Here is a 19,154-nt window from a genome sequence, read left to right as displayed (position 1 = left end):
AAGTTTAAGCGTGACGACGCTGGCACACGGGCATAACCTGAATAACACTGTGGGATCTGCGTCGCGCCCTCCGCGCGGCATACGTTATTCAGTTGAATACGGAACCGGTCATGACCCAATTCGCCTCACCTGCACCAGCGGCCCGCTTCGCCTGGTGGAAACCGCTGCTGTTCCTCGCCGTGGTGCTTATCGGCCTGTGGTACGTAAAATGGCAGCCTTACTATGGCAAAGCCTTCACGGCCGCAGAAACCCATTCCATCGGCCGCTCTATTCTTGCCAATGCCGCAGATTCGCCGTGGCGCGCCGCGCTGGATTACGCCATGGTCTATTTTCTCGCGGTGTGGAAAGCCGCGGTGCTCGGTGTGGTGCTGGGCTCGCTGGTACAGGTGCTGATTCCGCGCCGCTGGCTGCTGCGCCTGATGGGCAGCAACCGGCTGGGGGCCACGCTGGTCGGCACCGGTTTTGGCCTGCCGGGCATGATGTGCAGCTGCTGTGCCGCGCCGGTGACCGTCGGCCTGCGCCAGGCGCAGGTTTCAAGCGGCGCGGCGATGGCGTTCTGGCTGGCGAATCCGCTGCTCAATCCGGCAACGCTGGTGTTTATGAGCTTTGTGCTCGGCTGGCAGTTTGCCGCCATTCGGCTGGTGGCGGGTGGGGTGATGGTGCTGGGCATTGCCCTGCTGGTGCAGCGCAGCGTACCGGAAACCGCCGTTGCCGCGCCGCTGTTGCCGCAAGAAAGCCATGAACGGTTTGTGACGCGCTGGCTGCGCGTGATGTGGCGGCTGTTCTGTAACACCATTCCGCTCTACATCGTGGCGGTGCTGCTGCTCGGCGCCGCGCGCGTCTGGCTGTTTCCGCACGCGGACGGGGCGGTGGGCAATACGCTGTTCTGGGTAATGCTGATGGCCATCGCCGGCTGCCTGTTTGTGATCCCGACCGCTGCCGAAATCCCTATCGTGCAAACCATGATGCTGGCGGGCATGGGCATCGCACCGGCGCTGGCGCTGCTGGTGACGCTGCCCGCAGTCAGCGTGCCGTCGCTACTGATGCTGCATCGCGCGTTCCCACCGCGCGCGCTGTGGATCGCCTTCTGCGGCGTGGCCGTCAGCGGCATGCTGCTCGGCATCCTCGCACTGTGGCTGGCGTAGATACCAGATAGTCTGATTGCGGCTGCCGCGCCACAGCAGCCGCGCATCTTTCTCCGCTTCGATGAAACGTCCATCAATCAGCACGTCGATTTCCGCAATCACTTCACGCTGCGCCGCCGTCAGTTCCGCCAGGGTGTAGCCGGTCCACAGCCAGATATCTTTATCCGGACAGTCGCGCCGCACGCGTTTCACCAGCCGGCGAATATGCGGCACATTGTGCGGATGCAGCGGATCGCCGCCGCTCAGCGACAGCCCCTGACGTGGAATGCGTTGATCCTGCAGATCGGCGATCAGCTGCTCCTCCATGGCCAGCGTAAACGGCACGCCGGAGTCAGGCCGCCAGGTGCTCTGGTTGTAGCAGCCGCGACACTGATGTTCGCAGCCCGCGACAAACAGCGTGCAGCGCGTGCCGGGACCATTCACGATATCCACATCGTAGTAGCGATGAATGTGCATCATCCCAGCTGTCCGGTATCAAGGTGTTTGACGCGGCGCTGCACCTCTTCCTGCTTGCCAGCGTTGAACGGCCGCGCATCCGGGCTGCCAAGATAGCCGCAGACGCGGCGCGTGACCGAAACGCGCGCCGGATCGTGATTGCCGCAGCTCGGACAGGTAAAGCCTTTGCTGGTACAGCTGAACTCGCCGCTGAAGCCGCACTCGTAGCACTCATCGATCGGCGTGTTGGTGCCGTAGTAGGGCACGCGGTCGTAGCTGTAATCCCACACATCTTCCAGCGCCCGCAGGTTGTGCTGAATGTTGGGGTATTCGCCGTAACAGATGAAGCCGCCGTTAGCGATGGCCGGGTAGGGCGCTTCAAAGTCGATTTTGTCGTACGGATTGACCTTTTTCTCTACGTCGAGATGGAAGCTGTTGGTGTAATAGCCCTTGTCGGTCACGCCCGGCACTACGCCAAATTCGGCGGCATCAAGGCGACAGAAGCGATCGCACAGGTTTTCACTGGGCGTACTGTACAGGCTAAAGCCGTAGCCGGTTTCCGCTTTCCACGCATCCACCGCCTGGCGCAGATGCGTCACAATCGCCACGCCGGTTGCGCGCAGGTGCGCGGCATCATACGGATGCACGGCGTTGCCGCTTAGCGCGTTAAGCGTTTCATGCAGACCGATATAGCCCAGCGAGATCGAGGCGCGGCCGTTGCGGAAGATCTTGCCCACCTCGTCGTCCGCGTTGAGCCGTACGCCGCAGGCGCCTTCCATGTAAAGAATCGGTGCGACGCGCGCTTTGGTTTTTTCCAGCCGGGCAATGCGGGTCATCAGCGCCCGCTTCGCCAGCGCCAGGCGCGCATCCAGCAGCGTCCAGAAGCGGGCTTCGTCTCCCTCGGCTTCTAACGCAATGCGCGGCAGGTTGAGGCTGATCACGCCGATGTTGTTGCGGCCCTCATGAATCTGCTCGCCGTTTTCCTCGTAAACGCCGAGGAAGCTGCGGCAGCCCATCGGCGTTTTAAACGAGCCGGTGACTTCCACCACTTTGTCGTAGTTGAGGATATCCGGATACATGCGCTTGCTGGCACACTCCAGCGCCAGCTGTTTGATGTCGTAATTGATGTCGCCGGCGCGGCGGTTGACGCCTTCGCGAATGGCAAACACCAGCTTAGGAAACACCGCGGTTTTATGGTTTTTGCCCAGCCCGGCAATGCGGTTGCGCAGAATCGATTGCTGAATCAGGCGCGCCGCCCAGTCGGTACCGAGGCCAAAGCCAAAAGTGACGAACGGCGTCTGGCCGTTGGCGGTGTGCAGCGTATTAACCTCGTACTCCAGCGACTGAAACGCGTCGTAGCACTCTTTTTCCGTGCGCGCGCGCGCGTAAGCTTCCACGTCAGCAATCTGCCATTCGCGGGCAATCTGGCGATGCTTGTCGAGACTGAGGGTGACAAACGGTGCCAGCACTTCGTCAATGCGGTTAATGGTAGTGCCGCCGTAAATATGGCTGGCGACCTGCGCAATGATCTGCGCCGTCACCGCGGTGGCGGTGGCGATGGATTTTGGCGGTTCAATCTCGGCGTTACCCATTTTGAAGCCGTGCGTCAGCATGCCGTGCAGATCGATCAGCATGCAGTTAAACATCGGGAAGAAGGGGGAGTAGTCGAGGTCGTGATAATGGATTTCCCCACGCTCGTGCGCCAGCACCACATCGCGCGGCAGTAACTGCTGCTGGGCATAATGTTTGGCCACGATGCCGGCCAGCAGGTCGCGCTGCGTCGGGATCACTTTGCTGTCTTTGTTGGCGTTCTCGTTGAGCAGCGCCGCGTTGGTCTGTTCCACCAGGCCGCGAATGGCATGGTGCAGCTTGCCGCGCTGCTCGCGCGCCAGATCGCGGTCGTGACGGTATTCAATATAGGCGCGTGCCAGCTGCGGCCAGCGTCCGCTCATCAGCGCCTCTTCCACGGCACACTGGATGTCGCGAATATCGACTTCAGCCTGCGTTGCCAGCTGCGCGCTGACCTGCTGAGCGACCGTCGTGCACCAGGCCAGGTCGTCAACCTGGGCAGCCTGCGCGGCGGCCCGCACTGCAGCTTCAATGCGCCGGGCATCAAACGGCACCCTGCAGCCGTCACGCTTAATCACTACCGTTGCCATCTTCCCTTTCTCCGCTGGAAACTACATGTAGATAATTTTAAGGAGTGTAATCGCAACATGTGGTGTTTCAGAGGGAATTAATCGCACTGTTTTTGACCTGTCGCAAAGAAGCGCGGCCAGCGCCTGAAAGCCGTGCAGTGGTCAACAGCCGCTACACTGAAAAGTTTTAAGCCGGGCAAACTTCAGCCGGTTGCAACTTGCTTTGCGTTGCGAAACAGGTTTAATGAGCGTTTTGCGCCATTTCCGGCCCATCGTTTTGCCTTACAAGGATGCCCACCATGCTTCTGCCCCGTACGCTGCTGGCCGTTTTGTGTTCCCTGACGTTTTCCACGCAGGCCGCACCGGCAGGCGATCTGCCGCTGATGCCGTGGCCACAGCAGGTGACGCAGCCCGCAGGCGGTGGCGCGTTTACCCTGACGCCGCAATTTTCGCTGCACATCACCGGCGATCACCTGGAAGGGGCCGAAGCGCGCTGGCGCGCCCGCATTGCGCGGCAAACCGGCTGGGCGCTGCTGCCCGCCAGCCCGGCCAGCGATCGTCCCGCCATTCAGATCCGGATTGCCGACGCGGTCGATCCGCTACCGCAACCGGACAGCGACGAAAGCTACCGTCTGGAGGTCAGCAGCAGTGGCGTACTGCTGCAGGCACCTACCCGTTTTGGCGCGATGCGCGGCATGGAAACCCTGCTGCAGCTGATCGCCAACACCGCCAGCGGCACGCAAATTCCCTTTGTCACCATTGACGATCGGCCGCGCTTCCCGTGGCGCGGCGTGCTGATCGACCCGGTGCGCCACTTCCTGCCGCTGGAAACCCTCAAGCGGCAGATTGATGGTATCGCCGCGGCGCGCATGAACGTGTTCCACTGGCACCTGACCGACGATCAGGGCTGGCGCTTTGCTTCCAGTCACTATCCGCAGCTGCAGCAGCAGGCCAGTGATGGCCTGTTCTACAGCCAGCAGCAAATGCGCGAGCTGGTGCACTATGCCACCCAGCGCGGCGTGCGCGTGGTGCCGGAAATCGATCTGCCCGGCCATGCTTCCGCCCTGGCCGTAGCGATGCCGGAGCTGATGAGCGCGCCGGGGCCATATGCCATGGAGCGCGGCTGGGGCGTGTTTAAACCCTTGCTCGATCCCAGCAATGAAGCGGTGTTTCGCTTTATTGATACGCTGATTGGCGAAGTCGCGGCGATCTTTCCCGATCCCTACATTCACATCGGCGGGGATGAAGTCGATCCCAGTCAGTGGAACGCCTCACCGAAGATTCAGCAGTTTATGCGTGACCACGGCCTGCAGGACGCCCATGCGCTGCAGGCGTGGTTCAACCAGCGGGTTGAGAAGATTCTCGCCGCGCATCAGCGGCGCATGCTTGGCTGGGATGAGGTGTACCATCCCGACCTGCCGAAAAGTATTGTGATTCAGTCGTGGCAGGGGCAGGACGCGCTCAGCGAAGTGGTAAAGCAGGGGTATCGCGGCATTCTTTCCACCGGTTTTTATCTCGACCAGCCGCAGAGCGCCGCGTATCACTATCGCAACGAGCTCTGGCCGCAGGGGCTGAACGGCGTCGATCAACTACGCGCCGACGATCAGGCGCAAAGCTGGCAGTTCACTATGCCGCGTCTGAAAGGCAGCGCGGTGCAGGGCTGTTTCACCCTGATTGAGAGCAAAAACGGCTGGCGCGGTTTTATCGATTTCAGCGGCAAGGCGCGGCGCCAGGTCAGCGACATTCGCTGGCTATCACCGACGCAGCTGACCTTCAGCGTCGACAGCTGGATGGGGCCGTTTCAGCCGGTGGTGACGCTGACGCGTGACAGCCTGACCGGCTACGTGCTGGTGGGCAACATACGCTATCCGACCACAGGCAGCAGGCTGGCGCAGATACCGGCCGGTATTGCCCCGGTACTGCCCACGCCCGCTCAGCTGCAGCGTGATTTGCTGGGCGGTGAAGCGGCGCTGTGGGCGGAGAACGTGAATAGCCGGGTGATTGATACGCGGCTGTGGCCGCGCGCCTTTGTGGTGGCGGAGCGGCTGTGGTCGGCGCAGGATGTGACCGACAGCGAGAATATGTACCAGCGGCTCAGCGCGATTGATCGCTGGGGGACGGTGTCGGTCGGCCTGCAGCAGCATCAGCAGGCCGAGGTGCAGATGATGCGGCTGACTAACAGCAGCGATATCACTCCGCTGCGCGTGCTGGCGGAAGTGCTGGAACCGGCGCAGTATTACACCCGCCAGCACCTGAAGTTTCAGGCCGGGCATTATGACTATTTTGAGCCGCTGAACCGGCTGGCGGACGTACTGCCGGCCGAGAGCGAGCCGGTGCGGCTGCTGGATAAGCAGGTGGATGCGCTGATTGCCAATCGCGGCGATCATGCTGCCGCCAGCGCCCTGCGCCATCAGCTGCAGCGCTGGCAGCGCAACAGCGATGCGGTGATGCCGCTGGTGCTGGGCAATTATCAACTGAAAGCACTGCAGCCGCAGGTGCGCCAGGTTGCAGAGCTGAGCCGGATGGGGCTGGATCTGGTGAACGCACTGGAGCGCAACCAGGCCTATGGCGCAGGCGAGGTGGCGCAGATGCACGCCCGGCTGGATGCGGCGGCGCAGGTGCAGGATGAAACGGTGCTGGCGCTGGTGCGACCGCTGGAGAAACTGCTGCGATCGTCGAGATAGGGAAGTTCGGAAGTCACGAACTATGCAGGGTCGTCATTGATGACGACCAGGCATCACGCCAGGTTCGCACGGATACGCCCCCTGCATGCTGTGTGATTGATGACAGCTAAATCAGCGACGTACCGCGATGGCTTCGATCTCAATCTTCACGTCTTTCGGCAGACGCGCCACTTCCACGCAGGAGCGCGCCGGGAAGCTGGCCTGATGCTCGGTAAAAAACGCTTCATAGGTGGCGTTGACCGTGGCGAAATCGTTCAGGTCTTTGACGAACACGGTGGTCTTCACAATGTCGCCCACCTGCAGGCCAGCGGCCAGCACAATCGCCTTCACATTCTCGAGCGACTGACGCGCCTGCGCGGCGATGTCGTCCGGAACCGCACCGGTGGCCGGATCGACCGGGATCTGGCCGGAGGTGATGATCATGCTGCCGAGATCCACGCCCTGGACGTACGGGCCAATCGCTGCCGGGGCTTTTTCAGTACTGATTTCGCGAGACATTGTTTCTCCTTAGGCATGCGCGGCGAACCCTTGCCCGCCGCGAAAATGTTCGCCCCATTATAGGGAGGAAACGGGCGATTACCAGTGACCGAGCACCACGTGGCGCGCGAACTCTTTCTCGCAGTATTTACACTTCAGGTGCACATCGTCATCGCGCTGCTTCACCGCAAAGCTGGAGAACACCGGCTCGCTGCGGCTGATGCAGTTGCCGTTGGGGCAGGTCAGCACGCGCTCGATGCGTTCCGGCAGCGTCGGTGCGATCTTCGCCACTACTTCATACTCATCAATGCGATTCACCGTGGCGTGCGGCGCGTACACCGCCAGCTGATTGATCTGATCATCGGTCAGAAAAGTATTTTCGATTTTGATCAGATCCTTACGCCCCATCTCGCCCGACGGCAGATTAAGGCCGATGGTGATGCGCTGATCGGTTTCGGTGAGGCGGAACAGTGACAGTAGCTTAAAGCCGACCTGCGCCGGAATATGGTCGATCACCGTGCCGCGTTTGATGGCTTCAACCTGCAGTTTGTTATCGTGGGTCATCGTTCTGCTCCTTACAGTGCCAGTTCGCTATTCAGTACCAGCGCCAGCAGGGCCTGGCGGGCATAGATGCCGTTGCCGGCCTGCTGGAAATACCAGGCGTGCGGCGTGCTGTCGACATCGGTGGTGATCTCATCAATGCGCGGCAGCGGATGCAGCACCTTCATGTTATCGCGCGCACCGGCCAGATCGGCTGCCCGCAGGATGAACTGCGCTTTCACGTTGGCATACTCTGAGGGATCGAGACGCTCTTTCTGTACGCGCGTCATGTAGAGAATATCCAGCTGCGGCATCACTTCTTCGATGCTGTCGTGGCGCGACCAGGCAATGTTCTGTTCATCCAGCATATCGGTGATGTAGGACGGCATCGCCAGCGCATCCGGTGCGATGAAGTAGAAGCGGTTGCCGCTGAATTTCGCCAGCGCCTGGGTCAGCGAATGCACGGTGCGGCCATATTTCAGGTCGCCGACCATCGCCACGTTGAGGTTATCGAGGCGGCTCTGGGTTTCCCGGATGGTGAACAGATCGAGCAGCGTCTGCGTCGGGTGCTGGTTGGCGCCATCGCCGGCGTTAAGAATCGGCACGCCGCCCGAAAACTCCGTGGCCAGCCGCGCCGCCCCTTCCTGCGGATGGCGCATCACGATGGCATCCACATAGGTGCCAATCACCGAGATGGTATCGGCGAGGGTTTCCCCTTTCTTGCCCAGCGAGGTGTTGCTGCCGTCGGCAAACCCCACCACCGACGCGCCCAGCCGGTGCATCGCGGTTTCAAACGACAGGCGGGTGCGCGTTGAGGCCTCAAAGAAGCAGCTGGCGATAACGTTGTGTTTCAGCAGCTCCGGCTGCGGATGGGCTTTCAGCTGGGCGGCGGTATGCAGCACCAGCTCCAGCTCATCGCGGTTGAGGTCGTTGATGGAAATAATGTGCTTGCGATATAGCGGGTTGGCCATAGCTCTCTCCTCTGCGCTGCCGGATTGCGGACAAAAAAAAGCCCCTTTACAGGGGCTTTCTGGCGATCGATGAATGACGGAAAGAAACAGGTGTGCCGCCTGCATTCAGGCGTACGGGAGCGGCAAATTGTGCGCTGCGCTGTTGCATGTTTCCTCCGGCAAATTGTGGCGCATTATACGCATTCACTGAGCCGCATCAAGCAGAAATCACGCGCGAGGTAAACGTTTGCGCTGCGCAGGCTTAGCGCTGGCCCAGCGTTGCTACCATCACCGCTTTGATGGTGTGCATGCGGTTTTCCGCCTGGTCAAACACGATGCTGTGGTCCGATTCAAACACGTCGTTGCTCACTTCCATGCCGTCGTGCAGGCCATACTGTTCCGCCATCTGGCGTCCGAGCGTGGTCTGGTCATCATGAAACGCGGGCAGGCAGTGCAGGAATTTCACCTGCGGATTGCCGGTCAGCGCCAGCATCGCGCTGTTCACCTGATAAGGACGCAGCAGGGCGATGCGCTCTTCCCACACCGATTTCGCTTCGCCCATCGATACCCAGACGTCGGTATAGATGAAATCAGCACCCTGCACGCCTTCGGCAATCTCTTCTGTCAGGGTGATTTTGCCGCCGGTGTGCTGCGCTGCCGCGCGGCACTGCGCCACCAGCTCCTCTTCTGGCCAGCAGCCTTTCGGTGCCACCAGCCGCAGATCCAGCCCCACCAGCGCTGCTGCTTCCAGCATACTGTTGCCCATGTTGTTGCGCGCATCGCCGACGTACACCAGCGTCATCTCGTTCAGCGCTTTGCCCGGCAGATGCTCCTGCATGGTTAGCAGGTCAGCCAGCAGCTGCGTCGGATGGAACTCGGTGGTCAGGCCGTTCCACACCGGCACGCCGGCATATTCGGCCAGCGTCTCTACCAGCGCCTGACCGTAGCCGCGATACTGAATGCCGTCATACATGCGTCCCAGTACGCGCGCGGTGTCTTTCATCGACTCTTTATGGCCGATCTGGCTGCCGCTCGGGCCGAGATAGGTGACGTTAGCGCCCTGATCGTAGGCGGCAACTTCGAAAGAGCATCGGGTACGGGTCGAGTCTTTTTCGAAGATGAGCGCGATGTTTTTGCCTTTCAGGTACTGGGTTTCGCTGGCGTTTTTCTTTGCCTGTTTTAATTCACTGGCGAGTGATAACAGACCGGTGATTTCGGCTGGGGTGAAGTCCAGCAATCTCAGGAAATGTCTCGAATACAGCTGACTCATACTGCGCTCCGCATTACATCAATAATGAATTAAAATTCAATCTAACCGTATGAATATGCATTTTCAACCCCAGCGCTAAGAAACTTTCTGTTTTGTGTAGTGGCGCGCGAGGCAGTGTGGGAAAATAATTGCATTCACTGCCACTATTTTGAGGACACGCCCATGGCATACGAAGCATTGCTGGAAGAACAGCGCGAAGAGACGCGCCTGATCATTGAAGAGTTGCTGGAAGACGGCAGCGATCCGGATGCGCTTTACACCATCGAGCATCATCTCTCCTGCAACAACTTCGACTCGCTGGAGAAGGCCGCGGTTGACGCGTTCAAGCTGGGCTATGAAGTCACCGAGCCGGAAGAGCTGGAGCTGGAAGACGGCAGCACCGTGATGTGCGTCGACATCCTGAGCGAATCGGCGCTGAAGCCGGAACTGATTGACGCGCAGGTCGAGCAGCTGGTGAATCTGGTCGGGAAATACAACGTCGATTACGACGGCTGGGGCACCTACTTTGAAGATCCGGATGCCGAAGATGAAGACGACGGCGAAGAGACCGACGACGAAGACGATGACGGTGTGCGTCACTAAGCCCTGACGGGCGGCTCGTGCCGCCCGGTAATTTTCCTGCCAGCAAAGAACCTCCGATGAATTACGCTTCGCTATTAGACCCCATTCACCAGTTTTTACAGTGCCGCACGCCGCAGGCGTGGATTGATGAAGCGCGCAAGCCGGAAAATCTCACGCTGCTGCTTACCGATCACATGGTATGCGAGTTGAAAGCGGCGCAGACCGCGGTGTGGCTGATTCGCAAATACGTCGCGGATAAACCCAGTGGCGACGCGATTCTGGCGTGGCTGCAGCCGTACGAAGATTTTATTTTCGGCGAGAATCACGACAGCGATTTTATCAATGCCCACAAGAATCTCAGCAAAAGCATCATTGTGCGCAATGAACTGCCGTGGGCTGATGAGATGGTGGAAAAGATGGTGCTGCTGATCAAAGAGGAGCTGCACCACTTTTATCAGGTGTGGGAAATCATGCAGGCGCGCGGTTTGCCCTATCGCAAGATCACCGCCAGCCGCTACGCCAAAGGGCTGCTGCGTGAAGTGACTACCCATGAACCGGATACGCTGGTGGATAAACTGATTTGCGGTGCGTATATCGAAGCGCGTTCCTGCGAGCGCTTCGCCAGCCTGGCGCCGTACCTGGATGCGCAGCTGGAGAAGTTTTACATCTCACTGCTGCGTTCCGAAGCGCGCCACTATCAGGATTACCTGACGCTGGCGGCACAGATTTCACCGAAGGATATCGCACCGCGCGTGCGGGCGATTGGGGCAGCGGAAGCGCGCTTGATCAGCGAACCGGACACTGAGCTGCGCTTTCACAGCGGCGTGCCGGCGTTTTGATTTGGTGCGCGCGGCGAAACTTCCTGACCCAGCCTTCAGGCGTTGTCTTACTACCCTCTTTAGCTTCGCATACCTTCTGTGTAAAGACGCAGGGGGTAGTAATTAAGCAGTGAGTCATTAAGGGCTTATAAATACCATGGAAGTACGAATGAATTTGCCCGATCAGATCTTCGCGGCGCGCTGATGGCCCCAGGTCAGGTAGTAGACATCATAAAAATCCACTTCCCCTTTCTGCTGCATCAGGCGATCGATGCCGCTGCGCACGCGCTCGGGCGTGCCTGGATTCTCCAGGATCTTGTCCAGCGCCTGCTGTGAGACCGGCTGCACGTAATACCACTCGCCGTTGTAGCACACGCGCAGATCCAGCGTATCGATGTCCTCGAAGCGGTATTTCGGGTTGATGTCGAGCAGCATCAGAAAACTCATCACCAGCACGAACACCGTGGCGAACCAGAAGGCTGGCCAGCCGAGCATCTCAGTCGAGAAAATCAGCGCCACGCACAGGCCGTAGCACAGGTACATCACGCCCCACAGCCCCGGATGGGTTTTCAGGAAGTTAAAGCTAAAACGCGGCAGATTATCGCGCCGCTCTTCGCGGTTGAGCGTGTCGATTTCATCGATCAGAATTTGTTTAATCGCGTCCATTATTCACCTCTGAATATCACTGCCTGCCAGTAAACCACATAACAGTGAAGGGCGGCAGAGACAGATCAGCGGTGTTTTTTTATAACAGTTTTCCGTAACGCATCAGCTTACCTGCCCGACAATTTGCAGATTGGCATCGTCTGGCACCTCGTTATACGACAGCACATTCAGCCCGCTGGCGAATAGCCGGGCGTAGCGCGCAATCAGCGGCCGCAGCTGCGGCGTCACCAGCAGCACCTGCGTCAGGTTCTGCGCTTTCAGCTGCTCCATCATCACCGGCAGCGTGCTCTGCAGCTGGGTGAGAATGTTAGGGTCGACCGGGAAGCTGTCCAGCGCCACTTTGCCGCCCTGCTGCGCCTGATTGAGCGCTGCCAGCAGCAGGTTTTCCAGGCTGTTATCCAGCGTATAGGCCGACAGCGGTTTGTTGTCCGGCGCAATCGCCGCCACCATGGCGCGGCGCAGCGCGTAACGCACGTCGGAGGTCAGCAGGATCGGATCTTTAGTGATCGCCACGCTCTCCAGCAGCGTAGTGGCGATGGTGGTGATGTCCTTGAGCGATACCTGATCGTTGAGCAGCAGACGATACACCTTGAGCTGCAGACTGTAGTTCACCGCGGCGTTGAGATCCTCTGACAGCTTCGGCGCCACGCTCGCCAGCCGCTGATGCAGCTGAGTAATATCATCGTAATTAAACAGCTCCGGCAGGTTTTCGCGCACCACTTTGTTGACGTGCGTGGCCACCACGCTGGCGCAGTCGACTACCTGATACCCCAGATTCAGCGCTTTGGCTTTCTGCTCTGGCAGGATCCAGGTCACCGCCATACCGTATGCAGGATCGGTATCCAGCAGGCCGTCGATCTCGCCGTACTGATCCGGCGTCGGCAGCGCCATCAGGCGGTCGGCGTGCACTTCGCCCACCGCGGTGCGAACGCCGTTGATCTTGATGGCGTACTGCGACGGCTTTAAGTGGAAATCTTCACGCAGGGCGATCTCCGGCAGCAGCACGCCACTGGTTTCCGACACCACCTGGCGCACGCCGCGCATACGCTGAGTCAGCGGCGCGCCTTTGCCTTTATCCACCAGCGTGACCAGCTTGTAGCCCAGATTAAGGCCGATGGGCTCGACCAGCGGAATATTGTCCCAGCTGATGGTCGGCTGTTCGTCCGGCTGCGCCAGCGCCTGATTGATCGCCTCCATGTCGACATGGCTTTGCGTCGGCTTCTGCACCACGCGGCTCTGGCGCCACGCGGCGAACAGCAGCAGGGCGGTGAAGACGAGGAACACCATGTGCGGCATGCCCGGCACGATGGCCAGCACAAACATTACGCCTGCGGCGGTATACAGCGTGGCCGGTTTCGCCAGCAGCTGCGACTTCACGTCCTCGCCCATGTCAGCACCGTCGCTGATGCGCGTCACGATGATCGCCGCCGCCGTCGACAGCAGCAGCGACGGAATCTGCGCCACCAGACCGTCACCGATGGTCAGCAGCACATACTGTTCGAACGCCTGGCCGGCCGGTAAACCGTGTTTGAAAACGCCGATCAGGATGCCGCCCAGCACGTTGATCAGCAGGATCATGATGCCGGCGACGGCGTCACCGCGCACAAACTTGGAGGCACCGTCCATCGCGCCGTAGAAGTCCGCCTCGTTGGCCACATCCTGACGCCGCACGCGCGCCTGTTCCTGATTGATCAGCCCGGCGTTGAGATCGGCGTCGATCGCCATCTGTTTGCCCGGCAGCGCGTCGAGGGTAAAGCGCGCCGACACTTCAGAAATACGCTCGGCCCCTTTGGTCACCACCACAAAGTTGATCATGGGCGCCGTCACCGAAGACGAGCGTAAGGAGATTGTCGCGCAGCTCAACGGCACCTCGGTGTTTAACGGTTCCGGCTTTAATCCGTTCGATGTCGAAACCGGACGCGGCTCCGCCATCATTGGTGAAACGCTGGCGATTGCGCCGCCGACCGAGGGCGCCACCGTCAGTGACACCAGCGCGGAAAACAGCGACAGCAATAGCAATGCCAGCCAGCCGCAGGAAGATCTGGACAGCGTGCTGTCGCGCTCCGACGCCGAGCTGGCACAGCTGCGTCAGCAGATCCAGAGCATCATCAACAGCTATCACGCCCAGAACCTGCTGACGCTGGAAACCCTGCCGCAGGGGCTGCGTATCCTGATTCAGGATGACCAGGATCGCATGATGTTCCCGCGCGGCAGCGCGGTGCTGACGCCGTTTTATCAGCGCCTGCTGACCGAACTCGGTCCGGTGTTTAACCGTATCGACAACAAAATCATGATCAGCGGCCACACCGACGCCGCGCAGTACAGCGGCAACGCGGCGTACAACAACTGGAATCTCTCCGGTGACCGTGCGCTGGCGGCGCGGCGCGCGCTGGAGCGCGGCGGGCTGGAAAGCACGCGCGTGCTGCAGGTGAATGCCATGTCATCCCGTATGCCGCTGGACAAAGCCGATCCGCTCAGCGCACGTAACCGCCGCATTGAAATCATGGTACTCACCGAGGCGGCAGCCGAGACGCTGTTTCAGTTTTATGGTCGCGAAGGGGAGAACGTGGTGAAACCCATCGCTGACCGCCTGCGATAACCTGTCAGTGCCTTTGAATCAACTGTTGATTCTACCGGTGGCGAAATCCACCGGTTTTTTTTGCCTGTTTTTTGCTGCGGCAGACGCCGGGTAAACGAGGCGCGTCAGGGCATGCCACGAAATGTTAAATATGTTAATAAGTAATTTGGCTTTAGTAAGCTAAATCATTCTTTTATGTGAATTTTGCCGGTGTGCGCACATTGCAATGCCCGGTGGCTTTGCCACAATTAGGCAACGTGGCTATCCGGAGAAAGAGTATGTCTGCCCAATCTTCCAGTCTGCTGTTACTGATGTCTTTCGCCGCCGGTACCTTTTCCGCGGGATCGTCAGGTAACCCGCAGCATTTAATGTTATCGCTGCCGTCCGGCGGTGTACCCAATAATCCGCTGCCGCTGATCATCTGGCCGTGCATGGTGCCGGAAGAGGAGGAGGACAGTGCGGCCTGGTTTGAAAAAACCTTTAGCGCCAGCGGCTGGCCTGCGGCGTGGCGCGCGCCGATTTTTCCTTACACCCACTATCATCCCAATACCCATGAGGTACTGGGCGTCGGCGCGGGCTGGGCGGAAGTGCTGTTTGGCGGCGACAGCGGCCGCATGGTGACGCTGCGTGAAGGGGATGCGGTGCTGATCCCGGCCGGCGTGGGCCATAAACAGGTGTTTGCCTCCGACGACTTTTTCACCGTTGGCGCCTATCCTGAAGGGATGTCACCGGAAACCGTGCGCGACGAACCCTCCCGGCTGCGCGCGTCGAAAGAGCAGATCCAGCGCGTGCCGCTGCCGGATCGCGACCCGTTTACCGGCGGCGAAGGAGCAATGACCGAAATCTGGCTGCCAGTGGCGCAGCAGCTGATGCACCAGTAAGGTGCAAGGCAACGATTATCCGGCGCGGCTCCGCTTTTGGGGCGCGCGTGCCGTTGCGGCGGCGGGCCTCTGGCACACTTTGTGCAGGAGAGAAGTCAGGTCCTCTGACAAGCGCCGGGTAAATCATGAAAGCACGCGACCAGATAGCATCAACCTTCTACGATGAGATGTTGCAGAGCGACGGTCAGCACCGCGCTCACTATCAGCATTACTGGGAATGGTTACAACAGGCGGACAAAGAGGCGGTGGCGCGTAAACGTGAAGAGGCAGAACTGCTGTTTCATCGCGTTGGCATCACCTTCAACGTCTACGGTGACGACGGCGGTGCCGAGCGGCTGATTCCGTTCGACAGCGTGCCGCGCATCATTCCTGCCAGCGAGTGGGCGATGCTGGAACGCGGCATTCGCCAGCGCGTTCAGGCGCTCAACGCCTTCCTGCACGATATCTACCATCAGCAATATATTCTCAAAGCCGGCATCGTGCCGGCCGAGCAGGTGCTGGTTAACGATCAGTATCAGCCCTGTATGCAGGATGTCGATCTGCATCGCCAGATCTACGCGCACATTACCGGTGTCGATATGGTACGCAACAGCGACGGCGACTATTACGTGCTGGAGGATAATCTGCGCACGCCGTCCGGCGTCTCCTACATGTTGGAAAACCGCAAAATGATGATGCGCCTCTATCCGGAGCTGTTTGCCGCGCAGCATATCGCGCCGGTGGAGCGTTACCCGTCGCACCTGTTGCAGACGCTGCGCGAAAGCTCGCCGGTTAACGATCCGGTGGTGGTGGTGCTGACACCGGGACGTTTCAACAGCGCCTACTTCGAACACAGCTTTCTCGCCCAGCAGATGGGCGTGGAGCTGGTGGAGAGCGCCGATCTGTTCGTCAAAGACGGCGCGGTGCTGATGCGTACCACCGCCGGGCCGTGCAAAGTGGATGTGATCTATCGCCGCGTGGATGACGCCTTTCTCGATCCGCTCGCCTTCCGGCCGGATTCGATGCTCGGCGTGCCGGGATTACTGTCGGTATACCGATCCGGCAATGTGGTGCTGGCGAATGCGATCGGCACCGGCGTCGCCGATGACAAGTCGATCTACCCGTACGTGCCGGAGATGATCCGCTACTACCTTGATGAAGATCCGATCCTCAACAATGTGCCCACCTGGCAGTGCCGCAAGCCGCAGGATCTGAGCTACGTGCTGGCCAATCTGGCGCAGATGGTGGTGAAAGAGGTGCACGGTGCCGGCGGTTACGGCATGTTGATTGGCCCGGTCGCCAGCCAGCAGCAACTGAGCGAGTTCCGCGAGCGGCTGCTGGCGCGGCCGGATAATTATATCGCCCAGGATACGCTTTCGCTCTCCACCTGCCCGACCTTTATCGACAACGGTCTGGCGCCGCGCCATATCGATCTGCGGCCTTTTGCGCTGTATGGCGCGGATATCCGGCTGGTGCCGGGCGGCCTGACGCGCGTGGCGCTGACCGAAGGCTCGCTGGTGGTGAACTCGTCGCAGGGCGGCGGCACCAAGGACACCTGGGTGCTGGAGGATGACACATCATGCTAAGCCGGACGGCCAGTGGCCTTTACTGGATGGCGCGCTATCTGGAGCGCGCAGAACAACTTGCCCGGGTATTGGATGTGACCCATCGTCTGTCGCTGATGCCGGTGCGCAATCGCCAGGGCGACGAACTGCTGTTGCCGCTCAACCTGACCGGCACGCGTCAGCTGTTTGAAACGCTCAACGGGCGCTGCACCATGCCGCAGCTGTTCAACTTCTTCGCGCTGGATGAGCGTAATCCGAGCAGTATTTTCAGCTGCTGGCAGGCGGCGTGGAACAACGCGCACGCGGTGCGCGGCAGCCTGTCATCCGAAGTGTGGGAAAGCATTAACTCGACGTGGATTGAGATGCGCAACACGCGCCGCCGCGGTATCTCGCCGGCCGGTGCCGACAGCTTCTTCGACTGGGTGAAAGAGCGTTCGCATCTGTTTCGCGGCGCGATGTCCGGCACGCTGCTGCGCGGCGATGCGCTGCGTTTTATCCGGCTTGGCACGCTGATGGAGCGCAGCGACGGCACCGCGCGGCTGCTGAGCGTTAACCAGCAGCTGCTGGAGCAGCATCCCGACACGGTGCGGGAATATTACTGCCTCGACAGCCTGCTGCGCGCGGTGTCGGCGCGCGAGGCCTACAACGCCATCTTTAAGCAGCAGCTGATGCCGCCGCTGGTCAACGAAATGCTGATCCTGCGCAGCGAAAGTCCGCGCTCGCTGCACTCCTGCATAGAGGAGATCGCCAGCCAGCTGGAGCAGATTGGCAGCAGCGGCGAGGATCGCCCGCGCTATCTCAGTACGGTCCTGCTGGCGGAGATGCGCTTCAGCACCTGGGAAAGCCTGACGCGCGACGGCCTGCAGCCGTGGCTGGACCATTTTCTTAGCCGCATCAACGCGCTGGCAGAGAGCATCAATCACACCTATCTGGAGGCGAAATGAGACTGAACATTGAGCATAAAACCTGGTACGCCTATGAGCAGCAGGTAAAACTCAGCACCCAGTATCTGCGCCTTACGCCGCAGAATTCGGTGCACCAGCAGGTGCTGTCGTGGCAGCTGGATCTGCCGTGTGAGGCGACGCGCACGCTGGATGCTTATGGCAACGTGCTGCACGTGCTGACGCTGGACAGGCCGCATCAGCTGCTGGAGATTGCCGCGCGCGGCGTGGTCGAGATTCTGGATGCCAGCGAGCTGGCGCCGGATCCGCAATCGACGCTGTCGCCGCTGGTGTTTCTGCGCGCCACGCCGCTGACCCAGCCGGACGGGGCAATCCGCGACTTCGCCCGGCGCTACTGGCAGGCGGAGAAACCGCTCGCCAGCCTGGAAAAACTGATGGACGAGCTGCTGTTGAAAATGCCGTACCAGCCCGGCAGCACGCAGGTAAGCGACAGCGCGGCGAAAGTGTTTGCTGCCGGCAGCGGCGTTTGCCAGGATCACAGCCACGTGTTTCTCGCCTGCTGTCGCAGCCTGGGGATCCCGGCGCGCTACGTCAGTGGCTATCTGTATACTGACAACGTTGAACACGTTGCTACCCACGCCTGGGTTGAAGCCTGGCTGGATGGCAGTTGGCACAGCTTTGATATCACCAATAACACGCGCAGTACGCGGCAGCATTTGCGGCTGGCGGTGGGTGTCGACTATCTCGATGCCTGTCCGGTGCGCGGCATTCGTCTGGGCGGCGGCGGTGAAGATATGCTGGCGGTGGCTGCGGTGCAACAGGTGCACGGGCAGCAGTAATCGGAACAGGCGTAACTATGACTTATTGTGTGGCAATGCGTTTATCGGCCGGGATGATTTTTGTCTCGGATTCACGCACCAATGCGGGCGTGGATCATATCTCCTCGTTTCGCAAACTGCATGTGTTTCAGGTGGATGATGAGCGCACGCTGGTGCTGCAAAGCGCCGGCAATCTGGCGACGACGCAGAGCGTGATGAGCCTGCTGCGGCGCAACTGTAACGACAGCGAACAACCCAATCTGCTCAACGGGCGTTCACTGTACGACATTGCGCTGCTGGTAGGCGCCACGCTGCGTGAAGTGATTGCGCGCGACGGCGAGGAGTTTGGCGGCACGCTGCTGCTGGGCGGGCAGATTCGCGGCGAAGAGCCGCGGCTGTTCCAGATCTATCCGCAGGGCAACTTTATTGAAGCCAGCGTCGACACGCCGTACTTCCAGATTGGTGAGAGCAAATACGGTAAGCCAATTATTGACCGCGTGCTGCGCTATGAGACCTCGCTCAGCCAGGCGATGCAGTGTGCGCTGATCTCCATGGATTCGACGCTGGCGAGTAACATCTCCGTCGGCCTGCCGCTCGACGCGATGGTTTACCACAGCGACAGCTTCAGCGACAGCGAGCAGTACCACATCACCGAACAGCATCCCTACTTTTCCCAGATCCGCCAGCTATGGAGCAAAGGGTTGCTGAGCGTATTTTCTCAGCTGCCGCCGCTCAAGCTCTGACCTG

16 protein-coding genes and 2 pseudogenes are annotated in these 19,154 nt (G+C 60.1%); 10 read left to right on the top strand and 8 right to left on the bottom strand.

Annotated features, from left to right (window positions below; genetic code table 11):
* Window positions 1-110: 110 nt before the first annotated feature.
* Window positions 111-1,145 (top strand): permease, encoded by a 1,035-nt coding sequence (locus C1N60_RS17245; protein ID WP_394521147.1) that lies wholly within the window; start codon window positions 111-113, stop codon window positions 1,143-1,145.
* Here the strand turns inward: C1N60_RS17245 and nrdG are convergent.
* Window positions 1,140-1,604, bottom strand: a pseudogene (nrdG, locus tag C1N60_RS17240) (anaerobic ribonucleoside-triphosphate reductase-activating protein); the annotation flags it as partial. The gene C1N60_RS17245 and the pseudogene nrdG overlap by 6 nt on opposite strands.
* Complete coding sequence (gene nrdD, locus C1N60_RS17235; RefSeq protein ID WP_215786652.1) at window positions 1,601-3,739, bottom strand: anaerobic ribonucleoside-triphosphate reductase; 2,139 nt, start codon at window positions 3,737-3,739, stop codon at window positions 1,601-1,603. The pseudogene nrdG and the gene nrdD, both read right to left, overlap by 4 nt.
* Before the next feature lie 278 nt (window positions 3,740-4,017).
* Between nrdD and C1N60_RS17230 the strand changes: the two genes are divergently transcribed.
* The gene (locus C1N60_RS17230; RefSeq protein WP_394521146.1) at window positions 4,018-6,402 is read left to right on the top strand and encodes a beta-N-acetylhexosaminidase; all 2,385 of its coding nucleotides are present in this window, start codon (window positions 4,018-4,020) and stop codon (window positions 6,400-6,402) included.
* Window positions 6,403-6,513: 111 nt separating this feature from the next.
* Here the strand turns inward: C1N60_RS17230 and ridA are convergent, their stop codons facing one another.
* The 4 genes from ridA to argF all read right to left on the bottom strand — a co-directional run bounded on the left by ridA (window position 6,514) and on the right by argF (window position 9,639).
* Window positions 6,514-6,900 (bottom strand): 2-iminobutanoate/2-iminopropanoate deaminase, encoded by a 387-nt coding sequence (gene ridA / locus C1N60_RS17225; protein WP_010615965.1) that lies wholly within the window; start codon window positions 6,898-6,900, stop codon window positions 6,514-6,516.
* A gap of 78 nt (window positions 6,901-6,978) precedes the next feature.
* Window positions 6,979-7,443 carry an aspartate carbamoyltransferase regulatory subunit gene (gene pyrI, locus C1N60_RS17220; RefSeq protein ID WP_010615964.1) on the bottom strand — a complete coding sequence of 155 codons (465 nt, stop codon included), beginning with the start codon at window positions 7,441-7,443 and terminating at the stop codon, window positions 6,979-6,981.
* 11 nt (window positions 7,444-7,454) lie between these two features.
* The gene (pyrB, locus tag C1N60_RS17215; protein ID WP_021507680.1) at window positions 7,455-8,390 is read right to left on the bottom strand and encodes an aspartate carbamoyltransferase; all 936 of its coding nucleotides are present in this window, start codon (window positions 8,388-8,390) and stop codon (window positions 7,455-7,457) included.
* A 241-nt stretch (window positions 8,391-8,631) separates the two neighbouring features.
* The gene (gene argF / locus C1N60_RS17210; RefSeq protein WP_394521145.1) at window positions 8,632-9,639 is read right to left on the bottom strand and encodes an ornithine carbamoyltransferase; all 1,008 of its coding nucleotides are present in this window, start codon (window positions 9,637-9,639) and stop codon (window positions 8,632-8,634) included.
* Window positions 9,640-9,801: 162 nt separating this feature from the next.
* On the opposite strand from argF, the gene rraB reads away from it, so the two are divergent.
* On the top strand, window positions 9,802-10,221 hold the full coding sequence (gene rraB, locus C1N60_RS17205; RefSeq protein WP_211725289.1) for a ribonuclease E inhibitor RraB: 420 nt from the start codon (window positions 9,802-9,804) through the stop codon (window positions 10,219-10,221).
* A 56-nt stretch (window positions 10,222-10,277) separates the two neighbouring features.
* Window positions 10,278-11,039, top strand: a complete 762-nt coding sequence (locus C1N60_RS17200) for a tRNA isopentenyl-2-thiomethyl-A-37 hydroxylase MiaE (protein WP_031279729.1) — start codon at window positions 10,278-10,280, stop codon at window positions 11,037-11,039.
* A gap of 162 nt (window positions 11,040-11,201) precedes the next feature.
* Here the strand turns inward: C1N60_RS17200 and C1N60_RS17195 are convergent, their stop codons facing one another.
* Complete coding sequence (locus tag C1N60_RS17195; protein WP_021507677.1) at window positions 11,202-11,684, bottom strand: YlaC family protein; 483 nt, start codon at window positions 11,682-11,684, stop codon at window positions 11,202-11,204.
* A 102-nt stretch (window positions 11,685-11,786) separates the two neighbouring features.
* Window positions 11,787-13,499 (bottom strand): annotated as a pseudogene (locus tag C1N60_RS17190) (flagellar biosynthesis protein FlhA); the annotation flags it as partial.
* On the opposite strand from C1N60_RS17190, the gene C1N60_RS17185 reads away from it, so the two are divergent.
* The 6 genes from C1N60_RS17185 to C1N60_RS17160 all read left to right on the top strand — a co-directional run bounded on the left by C1N60_RS17185 (window position 13,498) and on the right by C1N60_RS17160 (window position 19,150).
* Window positions 13,498-14,283 (top strand): OmpA family protein, encoded by a 786-nt coding sequence (locus C1N60_RS17185; protein ID WP_132465897.1) that lies wholly within the window; start codon window positions 13,498-13,500, stop codon window positions 14,281-14,283. The pseudogene C1N60_RS17190 and the gene C1N60_RS17185 overlap by 2 nt on opposite strands.
* Before the next feature lie 257 nt (window positions 14,284-14,540).
* Complete coding sequence (locus C1N60_RS17180; RefSeq protein ID WP_058774872.1) at window positions 14,541-15,143, top strand: hypothetical protein; 603 nt, start codon at window positions 14,541-14,543, stop codon at window positions 15,141-15,143.
* Between the two features lie 125 nt (window positions 15,144-15,268).
* Window positions 15,269-16,708: a circularly permuted type 2 ATP-grasp protein gene (locus tag C1N60_RS17175; protein ID WP_058770669.1), complete on the top strand. Its 1,440-nt coding sequence runs from the start codon at window positions 15,269-15,271 to the stop codon at window positions 16,706-16,708.
* Window positions 16,702-17,631, top strand: a complete 930-nt coding sequence (locus tag C1N60_RS17170) for an alpha-E domain-containing protein (protein WP_021507672.1) — start codon at window positions 16,702-16,704, stop codon at window positions 17,629-17,631. Before C1N60_RS17175 ends, C1N60_RS17170 begins: the two co-directional genes overlap by 7 nt.
* The gene (locus tag C1N60_RS17165) at window positions 17,628-18,428 is read left to right on the top strand and encodes a transglutaminase family protein (protein ID WP_058759558.1); all 801 of its coding nucleotides are present in this window, start codon (window positions 17,628-17,630) and stop codon (window positions 18,426-18,428) included. Before C1N60_RS17170 ends, C1N60_RS17165 begins: the two co-directional genes overlap by 4 nt.
* A 17-nt stretch (window positions 18,429-18,445) precedes the next feature.
* Window positions 18,446-19,150: a proteasome-type protease gene (locus tag C1N60_RS17160; protein WP_031279727.1), complete on the top strand. Its 705-nt coding sequence runs from the start codon at window positions 18,446-18,448 to the stop codon at window positions 19,148-19,150.
* Window positions 19,151-19,154: the final 4 nt, after the last annotated feature.

This window comes from Pantoea sp. SGAir0184 (genome assembly GCF_043544755.1).
Note: the sequence above shows the minus strand (reverse complement) of the source record. Positions and strands in the feature narration are given on the sequence as shown.

What these genes read in the sequence shown, in the direction of transcription:
- C1N60_RS17195 (WP_021507677.1), bottom strand. Translation starts at nt 11,684, where the DNA reads ATGGACGCGATTAAACAAATTCTGATCGATGAAATCGACACGCTCAAC.
- pyrI (WP_010615964.1), bottom strand. Translation starts at nt 7,443, where the DNA reads ATGACCCACGATAACAAACTGCAGGTTGAAGCCATCAAACGCGGCACG.
- rraB (WP_211725289.1), top strand. Translation starts at nt 9,802, where the DNA reads ATGGCATACGAAGCATTGCTGGAAGAACAGCGCGAAGAGACGCGCCTG.
- C1N60_RS17200 (WP_031279729.1), top strand. Translation starts at nt 10,278, where the DNA reads ATGAATTACGCTTCGCTATTAGACCCCATTCACCAGTTTTTACAGTGC.
- C1N60_RS17170 (WP_021507672.1), top strand. Translation starts at nt 16,702, where the DNA reads ATGCTAAGCCGGACGGCCAGTGGCCTTTACTGGATGGCGCGCTATCTG.
- C1N60_RS17245 (WP_394521147.1), top strand. Translation starts at nt 111, where the DNA reads ATGACCCAATTCGCCTCACCTGCACCAGCGGCCCGCTTCGCCTGGTGG.
- pyrB (WP_021507680.1), bottom strand. Translation starts at nt 8,390, where the DNA reads ATGGCCAACCCGCTATATCGCAAGCACATTATTTCCATCAACGACCTC.
- C1N60_RS17180 (WP_058774872.1), top strand. Translation starts at nt 14,541, where the DNA reads ATGTCTGCCCAATCTTCCAGTCTGCTGTTACTGATGTCTTTCGCCGCC.
- C1N60_RS17185 (WP_132465897.1), top strand. Translation starts at nt 13,498, where the DNA reads ATGGGCGCCGTCACCGAAGACGAGCGTAAGGAGATTGTCGCGCAGCTC.
- C1N60_RS17230 (WP_394521146.1), top strand. Translation starts at nt 4,018, where the DNA reads ATGCTTCTGCCCCGTACGCTGCTGGCCGTTTTGTGTTCCCTGACGTTT.
- argF (WP_394521145.1), bottom strand. Translation starts at nt 9,639, where the DNA reads ATGAGTCAGCTGTATTCGAGACATTTCCTGAGATTGCTGGACTTCACC.
- ridA (WP_010615965.1), bottom strand. Translation starts at nt 6,900, where the DNA reads ATGTCTCGCGAAATCAGTACTGAAAAAGCCCCGGCAGCGATTGGCCCG.
- C1N60_RS17175 (WP_058770669.1), top strand. Translation starts at nt 15,269, where the DNA reads ATGAAAGCACGCGACCAGATAGCATCAACCTTCTACGATGAGATGTTG.
- C1N60_RS17165 (WP_058759558.1), top strand. Translation starts at nt 17,628, where the DNA reads ATGAGACTGAACATTGAGCATAAAACCTGGTACGCCTATGAGCAGCAG.
- nrdD (WP_215786652.1), bottom strand. Translation starts at nt 3,739, where the DNA reads ATGGCAACGGTAGTGATTAAGCGTGACGGCTGCAGGGTGCCGTTTGAT.
- C1N60_RS17160 (WP_031279727.1), top strand. Translation starts at nt 18,446, where the DNA reads ATGACTTATTGTGTGGCAATGCGTTTATCGGCCGGGATGATTTTTGTC.